This window comes from Methylobacterium sp. WL116, assembly GCF_008039455.1.
GTDB lineage: Bacteria > Pseudomonadota > Alphaproteobacteria > Rhizobiales > Beijerinckiaceae > Methylobacterium.
This window is the reverse complement of sequence record NZ_VRUV01000107.1, coordinates 1-11,083: the sequence shown is the minus strand read 5'-3', so window position 1 is coordinate 11,083 and position 11,083 is coordinate 1. Positions and strand designations below refer to the sequence as shown.

13 protein-coding genes and 1 pseudogene are annotated in these 11,083 nt (G+C 69.3%); 5 read left to right on the top strand and 9 right to left on the bottom strand.

Annotated elements, in window-relative coordinates:
- The coding region (locus FV223_RS10765) for an SDR family oxidoreductase (protein ID WP_147727040.1) at positions 1 to 650 on the top strand (650 nt) is incomplete at its 5' end.
- Positions 651 to 655: 5 nt separating this feature from the next.
- On the top strand, positions 656 to 2,230 hold the full coding sequence (locus tag FV223_RS10760) for a cryptochrome/photolyase family protein (protein WP_147727039.1): 1,575 nt from the start codon (positions 656 to 658) through the stop codon (positions 2,228 to 2,230).
- Here FV223_RS10760 and FV223_RS10755 read toward each other — a convergent pair.
- The 3 genes from FV223_RS10755 to bcsS form a co-directional block, all read right to left on the bottom strand.
- Positions 2,220 to 2,627 (bottom strand): type II toxin-antitoxin system VapC family toxin, encoded by a 408-nt coding sequence (locus tag FV223_RS10755; RefSeq protein ID WP_147727038.1) that lies wholly within the window; start codon positions 2,625 to 2,627, stop codon positions 2,220 to 2,222. The two genes, FV223_RS10760 and FV223_RS10755, sit on opposite strands and share 11 nt — an antisense overlap.
- A complete protein-coding gene (locus tag FV223_RS10750) occupies positions 2,624 to 2,872 on the bottom strand; it encodes a type II toxin-antitoxin system Phd/YefM family antitoxin (protein WP_187274776.1) in 249 nt (82 codons plus the stop codon). Before FV223_RS10750 ends, FV223_RS10755 begins: the two co-directional genes overlap by 4 nt.
- A gap of 93 nt (positions 2,873 to 2,965) precedes the next feature.
- Positions 2,966 to 3,709, bottom strand: coding sequence for a cellulose biosynthesis protein BcsS (gene bcsS / locus FV223_RS10745; RefSeq protein WP_246686446.1), 744 nt, complete (start codon positions 3,707 to 3,709; stop codon positions 2,966 to 2,968).
- Positions 3,710 to 4,040: 331 nt separating this feature from the next.
- Between bcsS and FV223_RS10740 the strand changes: the two genes are divergently transcribed.
- Positions 4,041 to 4,643: an exopolysaccharide biosynthesis protein gene (locus FV223_RS10740; RefSeq protein WP_147727042.1), complete on the top strand. Its 603-nt coding sequence runs from the start codon at positions 4,041 to 4,043 to the stop codon at positions 4,641 to 4,643.
- A 22-nt stretch (positions 4,644 to 4,665) separates the two neighbouring features.
- Here the strand turns inward: FV223_RS10740 and FV223_RS10735 are convergent, their stop codons facing one another.
- Genes FV223_RS10735 through FV223_RS32415 form a run of 3 tightly spaced genes read right to left on the bottom strand, consistent with a single transcriptional unit; the run spans position 4,666 to position 6,520 of the window.
- Positions 4,666 to 5,529, bottom strand: a complete 864-nt coding sequence (locus FV223_RS10735; protein WP_147727036.1) for a metal ABC transporter permease — start codon at positions 5,527 to 5,529, stop codon at positions 4,666 to 4,668.
- A complete protein-coding gene (locus FV223_RS10730) occupies positions 5,526 to 6,389 on the bottom strand; it encodes an ABC transporter ATP-binding protein (RefSeq protein ID WP_246689660.1) in 864 nt (287 codons plus the stop codon). The genes FV223_RS10735 and FV223_RS10730 overlap by 4 nt, the downstream gene beginning before the upstream one ends.
- Positions 6,386 to 6,520, bottom strand: coding sequence for a hypothetical protein (locus FV223_RS32415; RefSeq protein WP_279592978.1), 135 nt, complete (start codon positions 6,518 to 6,520; stop codon positions 6,386 to 6,388). Before FV223_RS32415 ends, FV223_RS10730 begins: the two co-directional genes overlap by 4 nt.
- 138 nt (positions 6,521 to 6,658) lie before the next feature.
- Between FV223_RS32415 and FV223_RS10725 the strand changes: the two genes are divergently transcribed.
- Complete coding sequence (locus FV223_RS10725) at positions 6,659 to 7,159, top strand: Fur family transcriptional regulator (protein ID WP_147727035.1); 501 nt, start codon at positions 6,659 to 6,661, stop codon at positions 7,157 to 7,159.
- Positions 7,160 to 7,188: 29 nt separating this feature from the next.
- On the opposite strand, the gene FV223_RS10720 is transcribed toward FV223_RS10725, so the two are convergent.
- Together FV223_RS10720 and FV223_RS10715 are read right to left on the bottom strand one after the other, a co-directional pair.
- Positions 7,189 to 8,694 carry an undecaprenyl-phosphate glucose phosphotransferase gene (locus tag FV223_RS10720; protein WP_147727034.1) on the bottom strand — a complete coding sequence of 502 codons (1,506 nt, stop codon included), beginning with the start codon at positions 8,692 to 8,694 and terminating at the stop codon, positions 7,189 to 7,191.
- Between the two features lie 543 nt (positions 8,695 to 9,237).
- Positions 9,238 to 9,576, bottom strand: coding sequence for an antibiotic biosynthesis monooxygenase (locus tag FV223_RS10715; protein WP_147727033.1), 339 nt, complete (start codon positions 9,574 to 9,576; stop codon positions 9,238 to 9,240).
- A 407-nt stretch (positions 9,577 to 9,983) separates the two neighbouring features.
- Here FV223_RS10715 and FV223_RS10710 point away from each other — a divergent pair, with 407 nt between their 5' ends.
- The gene (locus FV223_RS10710; RefSeq protein WP_147727032.1) at positions 9,984 to 10,397 is read left to right on the top strand and encodes a helix-turn-helix transcriptional regulator; all 414 of its coding nucleotides are present in this window, start codon (positions 9,984 to 9,986) and stop codon (positions 10,395 to 10,397) included.
- A gap of 77 nt (positions 10,398 to 10,474) precedes the next feature.
- On the opposite strand, the pseudogene FV223_RS10705 reads toward FV223_RS10710, so the two are convergent.
- A pseudogene (locus tag FV223_RS10705) lies at positions 10,475 to 11,083 on the bottom strand (cobyrinic acid a,c-diamide synthase); the annotation flags it as partial.

The window sequence follows — 11,083 nt, the reverse complement described above, 5'->3', positions numbered from 1 at the left end:
ACCTCGCGGCGCGCGACCGCGGTCGGCTCGAAGCCGCGGCGGCCGAACTCGGCGAGACCACCGTGACGGCCGGCGACGTCGCCGACCCCGACTTCTTCGCTCAGGCTACCGCGGAGGCAGGCGATCGCCTCGCCGGCCTCGTCTACGCGGTCGGCACCATCAACCTGCGGCCGCTCGCCCGCCTGACCCGGACGGATGCCGAGACCGATTTCCGGGTCAACGCGCTCGGCGCCTTTTCCGCGATTCAGGCAGCGGCCGGCACGCTGAAGGCCGGTGCCGGCGAGGCGGGCGCGGGCGTCGTCCTGTTCTCCACCGTCGCGGTGGCGCAGGGGTTTCCGGCCCACGCCTCGGTCGCCATGGCGAAGGGGGCGGTCGAAGGCCTCGCCCTGTCGCTGGCAGCCGAGCTCGCGCCGCACGTGCGCATCAACGTGGTGGCGCCCTCGCTGACCCGGACGCCGCTCGCCGCCGCGATCACCGGCAACGCCACCCTGGCCCAGGGCATCGCCGCGATGCATGCCCTGCAGCGCCTCGGCACGCCGGAGGACATCGCAGGGCTCGCCGCCTTCCTCGTCTCGGCCGAGGCCGCCTGGATCACCGGGCAGATCATCGGCGCCGACGGCGGCCGCTCGATGCTGCGCACCAAGGGCTGAGGCGCTTGGCAACGCGGAACACCGCAGGGCGGAAGACCCTGCGCTTCGTGCTGGGCGACCAGCTCAACCGGCGCGTGTCGAGCCTCGTCGATCTCGACGCGCCCGACGTGGTGCTCATCGTCGAGGTGATGGCGGAGGCGACCTACGTCCGCCATCACAAGCAGAAGATCGCCTTCCTGTTCTCGGCCATGCGCCACTTCGCGGCGGAGCTCGAAGCCGAGGGCGTCATGGTGGATTACGTCCGCCTCGACGATCCCGGCAACAGCGGCAGCTTCACCGGTGAGCTCGCGCGCGCGGTGGCCCGGCACGCGCCGGACCGTGTCATCGTGACCGAACCCGGCGAATGGCGGGTCTGGTCGATGATGCAGGCGTGGCGCGACGACCTCGCCGTCCCGGTCGAGATCCGCGACGACAACCGCTTCCTGTGCCCGCGCCGCGATTTCGCCGACTGGGCCGGGGACCGCCGGGCGCTGCGCATGGAGACGTTCTACCGCGGCATGCGCCGCCGCACCGGCCTGCTGATGGACGGCAAGGATCCCGTCGGCGGCCAGTGGAACTTCGACGCCGACAACCGCAAGAAGCTGCCGCGGGGCCATGCCGTCCCGAGCCGCCTGCGCTTCGAGCCGGACGCGACGACGCGCGCGGTGCTCGACCTCGTCGCCCGCGCGTTCGCCGGGCATTTCGGCGATCTCGACGGCTTCGGCTGGCCGGTGACCCGCCGCGACGCGCTCGAGGCCCTGAAGCACTTCATCGCCGACTGCCTGCCGACCTTCGGCGACTACCAGGACGCGATGAAGACCGACGCGCCGTTCCTGTACCACGCGCTGATCTCGCCGCCGCTCAATGCCGGCCTGCTCACCGCGGAGGAAGTCTGCCGTGCCGCCGAGCGCGCCTATCGCGAGGGCGCGGCCCCGCTGCACTGCGTCGAGGGCTTCATCCGCCAGATCCTCGGCTGGCGCGAATACGTGCGCGGTCTCTACTGGGCGCGGATGCCGGCCTATGCCGAGACCAACGCCCTCGACGCGCGGCGCGACCTGCCGTGGTTCTACTGGTCGGGCGAGACGGAGATGAACTGCCTCGCGCAGGTCGTCGCCGAGACGCGGGCCCATGCCTATGCCCACCACATCCAGCGCCTGATGGTCACCGGCAACTTCGCCCTGCTCGCAGGGCTTTCGCCGGCGCAGGTCGAGGAATGGTACCTGATCGTCTTCGCCGACGCCTACGAGTGGGTCGAGCTGCCGAACGTGCACGGCATGGTGCTGTGGGCCGATGGCGGCGTGATGGGATCGAAGCCGTACGCGGCTTCCGGTGCCTACATTAACCGGATGTCGGATTACTGCGGCGCCTGCCGCTACGACGTCGCGAAGAAGGCCGGCACGGACGCCTGCCCGTTCAACTACCTGTACTGGAACTTCCTCATCGCCAACGCCGGCCGCCTCGAAGGCAACCCGCGCCTGTCGATGCCCTATCGCACGCTCGCCGCGATGCCGCCCGCACGCAAGGCCGAGATCGCGGCGGACGCGGCGTCGTTCCTCGATGGGCTGAGCGCCGATGCGCCGGCGGGCGAGATTAAACGATAACTGGAACGCTGCAGGCGGACGCGGCGCGAAGGAGCTTCGCATCGCGCGAGGCGAGGGGGCGTGAACACCGAATCGCCAATTCGAGATAGCTCGCATCGTACAGCGAGAGCCCGTGCTTGGAGGCGAGCGTCATCGTCGCCGACCAGGCATGTCGCGCGGTCTCGGTATCGATCGAGATCGGTAGGGCTGCGAGAAGCTCGAGAGCCTGAGTCCTCTCTGCCGTTACGATGCGGCGCTTCCGCTCAGCCGTAAGAAGGACGTGCCTGACCTCGAGAGCCCAGAGGCCAGGCACGATCGCACCTTTTGCCGCGACCTGTTCGAGAATATCGCTCGCATCGCTCTCGATCGGCAGGACCCAAGCGAGGGCCATCGACGCATCTAGGATGCAGAGGCTCACCGGCGGTCTTCGCCACGAAAAATCTCTATCTCATCTGGGCTGAACGTTTCACCGCGGGCGGCGATGCGATCGCGCAACGCGCGCAGCCCGCCAACCGTCAGGGCCGTGGTATCCTCACGGGTCGGCGGGACGAGCCGTGCGACGGGTTTGCCGTCGCGCAGGACGAGCACGTCCTGGCCAGCCTCGAGCGCATCGAGAAGTGAGCCGAGCGAACTGTCTGCGTCGAAGATGCTGATTGCGTCCATACGATCACCAACCGAACGACGTCGCGTTTCCGCTGCGTCTGCTGCTGGCAATCGTAGCATGGTTCGGCCAGCCGCGGATGGGTCGAGCATCGCTCACCACGGTGTCCAGATTGACAACGCGAGGTACGGGCTCGGCCGCCTTTCGGTACTCTCGACCTGTACGCCGCCCGACACGCGAAAACTGTAGCTGCCGACTGCGAAATCGGTGGCGTGGGCGCCGAAATTCCACTTCGTATAGCCGGTCCGGTCGGCGTAGAGGCTGACTTCGGGGCCGAGGTAGAAGCCCCAGGCGCGATAGCCGAGGGCGATCCGAGACCAGGCCGAATCGCGCGCCGAGCCCAGGACCAGGGTCGCCTGAACCAGGCTCTCGTCGGTCGGGCGCGCCCAGACCTCGCCGTGCAGGCGAAGGCCCCAACGCATCGGAAGCGTCGCCACGCTGCGCCCGTCCGTCAGGGCTTCGTACGCACCCTCCGGCCCGGCATAGAGCGCGACGACGCCCCAATCCGGGAACCACTGATAGCCCGCCAGCGCCGCGCCGAGCACGGTGTAGCGCGACAGGCGAGCGCTGCCCCACGAATCGCAGCCGCACGCCATCTCGTTGCGGCGCCCGCCGCCGAGGCTGGCGAGCGCGACGAAACCCGGCCGGTCGAGCTTGTCCAGCGCGATCTTGGCGCCGATGGACAGGAAATTCGCGGCGCCGGCATCCAGGCTGCCGAACAGCAGGGTGTCGAGATCGCCGGCCCGAGCCGTGGGGGATGCGGCTGGAACGGTGCAGAGCAGGCACGCCACCGCTGCCGCGAGACGGCGCCTTCGGTGCGGGGACGCGAGCCGTGCCAAGCCGATGACTCCTAATACAAGATGAAAATCTTATATCTCGAAGGCTCGCAACATGGGGCGATTCAGGAGAGATGTCGCGACAGTTTCGAAGACGGTCGTCGATTTTTCCACCATTCGGCCGTGAAACAATCAACCGCAACTTGGAGTATATAACTTCAAGTTACGCATGAAGCGCCCAGCCAACCTGAAGGAAAAATGTCCTTTCTGAAGCTTCTAGGCCTGTCGGTTTCCCGCGGACGGTGCGCCGCCGGGGAGGGGGCGAGGCCCATGCTTGGCGGCGGTGCCGAACTCGGCTAGAGCCCGCGCCGGGACAGCAACCTGCGGCCACGTTTTGTATTCCGGTGCCCGAACGTCCGACGTCCTCACGGTTCTCGCCAGCCAAGAGGGAGACCGCCTGACCGTCGGCGACATCGTCGCGGTGCTGCGGGACCGTGCCTTCGCGCTGCTCGTGGTGCTGCTCGGCCTGCCGAACTGCCTGCCGATGCCGCCGCCGATCCCCCTGGTCTGCGGCCTGCTGCTGCTGCTCGTCGCCGTGCAGATCGCGATCGGCAAGTCGTCGCCCTGGCTGCCGAAGGCGCTGCTGGGACGATCGGTCGCCCGGAAGGACGTCGAGCGGGCCGTCAAGCGCGCCGTGCCGGTGCTGCGGCGGCTGGAGCGTTGGTCGCGGCCACGGCTCAGCGTGTTCGAGACGGCGCTCGGCATGCGCGGCATGGGCATCGCCCTGCTGACGCTGTCGCTGGCGCTGATCGTCGCCGCGCCGGTGATCGGCCAGATCCCGCTCGGGCTCGCCGTCTGCCTCGTCGGCCTCGGGCTGGTCGAGCGCGACGGCATCCTGGTGCTGGTCGGTCTCGGGATCGGGAGCCTGGGCGTGCTGCTCAATGCCGGCTTCGCCTACGCGATCGTCGCCGGGATCATGAGCCTGTTCCACCTCTGAACCGCGATCGTGCGGCTCCGCCTCACGCCTCGAGATGCCGCGGCTTCACCAAGCGGTAGAGCAGCCCTCCGCGCGGGCCCGCCAGCATCGACACGAGATAGAGCGCGCCGGCCGCCAGCACGATCGCCGGCCCGGTCGGCAGGTCGAGATGGTAGGACAGGCTCAGGCCCGAGAAGCTCGCCACCACCGCGATCAGCATCGAGGCCGGGATCAGCGTGCCGAGCCCGCGCGCCCAGAACCGGGCGGCGATCGCCGGAAGCAGCATCAGCCCGACCGCGAGCAGGGTGCCGAGCGCCTGGAACCCGCCGACGAGGTTCATCACCACGAGGCCGAGGAAGGCGTAGTGCACCGGACCGCCGCTGCGGCTCACCGTGCGCAGGAACAGCGGGTCGACGCATTCCATCACCAGCGGCCGGTAGATCAGCGCGAGGCCGAACAGGGTCGCCGTCGCGATGCCGCCGAGCAGCAGCAACGCCGGGTCGTCGAGCGCCAGCACCGTGCCGAACAGGATGTGCAGCAGGTCGATCTGCGAGCCGCGCATCGACACCAGCAGCACGCCGGCGGCGAGCGAGATCAGGTAGAACGCGGCCAGACTCGCATCCTCGCGGATCACGGTCGAGCGGGTGACGAGGCCGGCGAGCAGGGCGACCGCGAGCCCCGCGACGAGCCCGCCCAGCGTCATCGCCGGCAGCGACAGGCCCGCCACCAGGAAGCCGACGGCGGCGCCGGGCAGGATGGCATGGCTCATCGCCTCGCTCATCAGGCTCATGCGTCGGAGCATCAGGAACACGCCGACCGGCGGCGCCGAGATCGACAGCGCGAGGCAGCCGACCAACGCCCGGCGCATGAAGCCGAACTCGACGAACGGCGCGAAGGGATCGATCACGCCGCGGTCTCGTGCTGCTCGGGTGGGGCCGGGCGATGGTGATGCCCGTGCGTGTGATCGTGCCCATTGTCGTGCCCGGACCCGTCGGGTGCCGGGGCGACTTGGGCATGGTCGTGGGCGCAGATGGCGGCGTCCTCGTCCCAGGCCTCGGACAGGCGGGTGGCGCGGGCGAGGTTCTGCGGCGACAGCACCGAGGCCGTCGCGCCCCAGGCGACCGGCTCCCGCGCGAGCAGGAGCGTCTTCGGGAAGTACGCACGGACCTGCGCCAGGTCGTGCAGCGCCGCGACAATGGTCCGGCCCTCGACGTGCCACGTGCGGATCAGCGCGATCAGGTCGGCGGTGGTGCGCGCGTCGACTCCGGTGAACGGCTCGTCGAGCAGGAGCACCTGCGCGTCCTGGAGGATCAGGCGCGCGAACAGCGCGCGCTGGAACTGGCCGCCCGAGAGGGTGCCGATCGGCCGTGCCTCGAAGCCGGACAGCCCGACGGCGTCGAGCGCCTTCAGCACGGCGCCTCGATGCCCGAGCAGGCTCCGCCAGGCGCCGGATCGGCGCCACAGGCCCATGCTGGCGAGATCGAGGACGCTCAGGGGGAAGCTGCGGTCGATCTCGTCCGCCTGCGGCAGGTAGGCCAGCGTGCGGGCCGGCATGCCGCGGTGGATCTGCCCGTCGAGGCTGGGGATCTCGCCGATCAGCCCTTTCAGCAGGGTCGACTTGCCGGCGCCGTTCGGGCCGACCAGCGCCAGCAGGTCGCCGCGGTGGATGGTGCCGTCGAGGTGGTGCACCGCCGGATGCCGGTCGTAGCCGAGCGTCAGTCCGTCGAGGCGGATGTCGCCGGCGGCCACGGGCGTGCGCGCGGTCACGCGCCCAGCGTCCAGGCGATCGCCAGCCAGAGCGGCGCGGCAAGCGCGGCGGCGAGGCCGAGGCGGAACGCCAGGCCGCTCTGGAACAGCGATGCGGCCGAGGAAGCCGGCGGGCGGGATCTGGGTCTCAAGGGGACGATCTTCGTCGAGGGTGCGCGAGCGCCGAAGGCCGATCCGTTGCCCGGACCGGTGGCGCGGCCTATAATCCGTGGTGATACACTGTAACACCGGCGGCGTTCAATCGGGGCGCCCCGGCCGCAAGGATCGGGATGCACGATCACGCCGGGCACGAAGGGGAGGCGTGCGACGCGGAGCACGCCGCCGCGACGATGGCGCGTGCCGAGAAGCTCTGCCGCGACAGGAGCCTGCACTTCACCAAGCTGCGGCACGACGTGCTGCAGGCCGTCGCGGAGACGGGCAAGCCGATGGGTGCCTACGACATCGCCGAGCGCCTGAGCGGGCCGGATCGCCGGGTGGCCGCCGTCTCGGTCTACCGCGCGCTCGACTTCCTGACCGAGAACGGCCTCGTCCACCGCATCGCCAGCCGCAATGCGTTCGTGTCCTGCGCGCACGAGCACGGCGCGGGAGAGGGGCTGGTGTTCCTGATCTGCCGGAGCTGCGGCGGCATCGACGAGACCACCTCGCCCGAGATCGAGGCCGGGCTCGGGCGCACCCTGGAGCGGGCGGGGTTCCGCCCGGCGAGCCGGATCCTCGAGGTCGAGGGCGAGTGCGGCGCCTGCCACGGGCGGCAGTCCGACGGCGCCCACTGATCCCGGGACGCCGCTCGCGGAACTCCGGCTCAGAACGCGTTGCGGTAGGCGCGGCGCGAGAACACCGTCTGGAACATGATCTGGATGTCGAACCAGATCGACCAGTTGTCGATGTAGTGCAGGTCGTGGTTGACCCGGCGCTCCATGTCGAGGTCGGTCAGGGTCTCGCCGCGCAGGCCGTTGACCTGCGCCCAGCCGGTGATGCCGGGGCGGACGTTGTGTCGGCGCGCGTAGAGGGCGATGCGTCGCTCGAAGCTGCGGTCGTGCGCGAGCGCGTGCGGGCGAGGCCCGACGAGCGACATCTCGCCCTTCAGCACGTTCAGGATCTGCGGCAGCTCGTCGAGGTTGGACCGGCGCAGGAAGGCACCGATGCGGGTGATGCGCGAATCGTTGCGCGAGGCCTGCTTGAACACCGCCTCCGCCTCGGCCTTCATGCTGCGGAACTTGAACACGCCGAAGGGTTGCTGATTGAAGCCGTAGCGCTTCTGCCGGAAGAACACCGGGCCGGGGCTGTCGAGCTTGATCGCCACGGCGATGGCCGCAAGCAGCGGGCTCAGCGCGACGAGGGCGATCGTGGCGAGCGTCACGTCGAGGAGGCGCTTCAGCAGCACCTCGGCCATGCTCAGCGGACGGCGGCCGATGTTGATGCCGGAGAGGCGGCCGACCCGGGACACCTGCATGTCGGGGAAGCGGTCGAGCACGGAACCGGGGCGCAGGTGCAGCGCCGCCGGCACCCGCAGGAACGCGTCGATGCAGCGCTCCACCTCGGCGGTGTCGGCCCAGGGCACGAGGATGAAGACGTCGTCGGGGCGCAGGAAGCGCACCACGGAGACCGCGAGGTCGAGATCCTCCGACATCTGCGCATGGCGGGTGGCCTCGTCCGCGCGGGCGTCGACCCGGCGGAGATAGCTGGTGCCGACGACGCGCAGGCCGAGCGAATCGGCCTCGTTGCTGGCGTAGAATCGGGCGATGTCGTCCTCGAAGCCGACGAGGTGGACGCGGCTCACCGAGGCGGAAGCCGGCGTCACGCTGCGGCGCACGAGCCCGATCATCGCCGCATGCGCCAGCATCAAGACCGGCAGGCCCGAGACGAACACGGTGAGGGCGACGACGCGCGAGACCTCGTTCGTCGTCTTGGTGATGAAGCCGACCACGAGCGCCGCAGCCCAGGCGACGACCCACCGGGCCGCGCTCTTCTGCAGCGACGCCTTCTGCGCCAGCATCGCCTCGATCGCGTATTCCTCGCGCAGGGCGGACGTCGCGACGATGACGATCGCCAGCAGACCGGAGAGCTGCAGGCCCCAGCTCGCCGAGAACGGCATCATCTCGCCGTTCAGAAGGAAGAAATAGCCGTATTCGACCACCATCGTCGTGATGACGATCGACAGGATGTCGGTCATCGCCACCGAGGCCGAGATGCCGATGCGGAACGCGCCGCGGCGCCGACGCGGGAGCAGCGCCGTCCATACATTGCGCCGCCGCTCCGCCGAAGTCGGCAGCGGCTGGAAAGTCTCAGGCAGGCGATCTTGAAACATCTGGCGCGCCATGTTCCGAACTGAACCGGACGGTGTCCCGAAACGACACGGATCGCGCGTCGAGAAGAGCACTCTTGGACTATGGAGCAAGCGTAGGGCCGCGATCACGACACCCGTCACCTTGCGCGAGATGACTCGGCCTTAAGGGTCCGACCAGCGCCTCGCAACGCGAGCAAACTACTGAGAGAGGGTTTCGTCAGGATCGCGTCGATCACGCGCAATCGAGTCGCAGCGGCCGTCCTACGCCGTCACGGACCCGACGGCTTCACGGTCAAGCTTCACGTTCGAGTGATGGCGGTTCCGGTGCGGGTCGGAGGCACGCCCCTCGTGCCGACGCGGTGGGATGCAGCGATGCGTGCCGAAGACGCGCTTTGGCGTGCATGCGTCGGCGGCCCGCCGCGCTTCGGCTTCGAGCGTGCCGGAACCGTTTTCGACGCGGGGGCGCCGATCGCGCCCCGCTCGCATCACGCCGGAGGAGACGAGCCGGCGGCCGGGATGGAGGAACCTCGGCGGTCCCGCCTTCGGGACGCCGAGGCCGTGTGATCAGGCCGCTGCGACGTCGCCGCTCGCCCCGCCGACGGTCTGGATCGTCTCGAAGCCCTCGAATTGCGGGTGGCCGAGATAGAGCGGCTTCGTCGTCGGCACGCGGCCGTGCGCCTTGCGGAACTGCTCGGAGCGGGTCCCGGCCTCGAAATCGGCCTTCGACCGCCAAATCGTGTGCGAGGCGTAGAGCACGTGATCTTCCGCCTCGGGTCCGCGCAGAAGATGAAACTCGACGAAGCCCGGCATCTCGCCGAGATGACTGTCGCGGCCGAGCCAGACCTGCTCGAAATCCGTTGTCGATTCCTTAACCACTTTGAAACGATTCATCGCAATGAACATCAATGTCTCCATGATGTGGTGGCATCTCGCCACCACCCTGATTCCAACGCCCGAATCTGCGTAATTCGTACCGAGGACCGCTTCGGTAGGCCGACGCCACCTGTCGAACCAACATACTATAGTTTTAGCGCAGGCTCGTAGCGTCGCAGCGCAAACGTCGTGACAAGGCCTCGATCTGATCGATCTAAGCTTGCATTCAGATTTATTTCGTGTCCTAGTTGTCTTCAGTTGAGGCGCTCAGGTGGCTATCCCTTCGCTCTGACAAGACGTTGGCACGGCACCGTGACGGGCGCGAGGTAGGTGGCGGCCTCCGCAACCGGCTGTCAATCTCCCGGTCGGCGTGTCGACCGTCCGAGGATGACGGTCACCCACCCGGTCGCGACCGCGAAATGGGATTGTGTCTGACGATGATGCCCAAACAGACCACCGACGTCGACCGCCTCGTCGGTCTCCGCATCACCGCGCTCCGCAAGGCGCGAGGGCTGAGCCAGACGGCCCTCGGGACGGCGGTGGGCGTCACCTTCCAGCAGGTCCAGAAGTACGAGAAGGGGCAGAACCGCGTCGGCGCGGGGCGCCTGCGCGAGATCGCGCGCCTGCTCGAGGTTCCGGTCTCAGCCTTCTTCGAGGAGAAGGAGGAGGGCGCGGCGCCGAAGGAGGACGTGTTCGGCTTCCTCAGCGCCCACGGCGCAATCGAGCTGCTGCGGGCCTACGCGCTGATCGAGAACGACCAGATGCGCCGCGACGTGCTCGCGATCGTGCGGACGGTGGCCAAGCTCGGCCATGGCCAGGCGGACACGGCCGAGGCCGAAGCCGCCGAGTGAGCCGGGACGGTCCGCCCCCGATCGGGGCGGCGCTCGTCTCCGATCGCTGAGCGCTGCCGGCCCACCGTCGTCGTCCGTCAGTCGTCGAGCGCGATCAGGTGGAAGAACGTGCCGGTGACGCGGCCGCGCCGATGCCCGGCAACCCCGAGATCCGTCCCTTCCGCGTCGGCGACCCGACAGAACGCTTCGTCCTCGGAGGGCGGCGGGGTCGACTCGCTCGCGTAGTGGAACTCGTGGCCGACGAGGCGCAGCCCCGCCCGCCCCAGAAGCCCATCGGCGATGGGATGTGCGACGCGATACCCGAGATGCAACTTGCGCGACTTGTACGAGGTCGCGACCGGCAAAAGCCCGGCCATCGGATGCTGCATGCCGGCGGCATCCTCGAGGCTCTCGCCCAGAACCATGTAGCCGCCGCACTCGCCGTGCACCGGCCGTGTCTCGGCAAAGCTGCGCAGGCCGCCGAGGAAGGTCGTCGCCGCGGCGATCCGGCCGGCATGGAGCTCGGGATAGCCGCCGGGCAGCCAGCACACGTCGCACCCCTGGCTCGGTGCCTCGTCGGCGAGCGGCGAGAACGGCACGATCTCCGCGCCCGCCGCCCGCCAGCCTGCCGCCTGGTGCGGATAGAGGAAGCTGAACGCGGCATCGGCCGCCACCGCGATGCGCTGCCCCGGCGGGCGGGGGAGGGC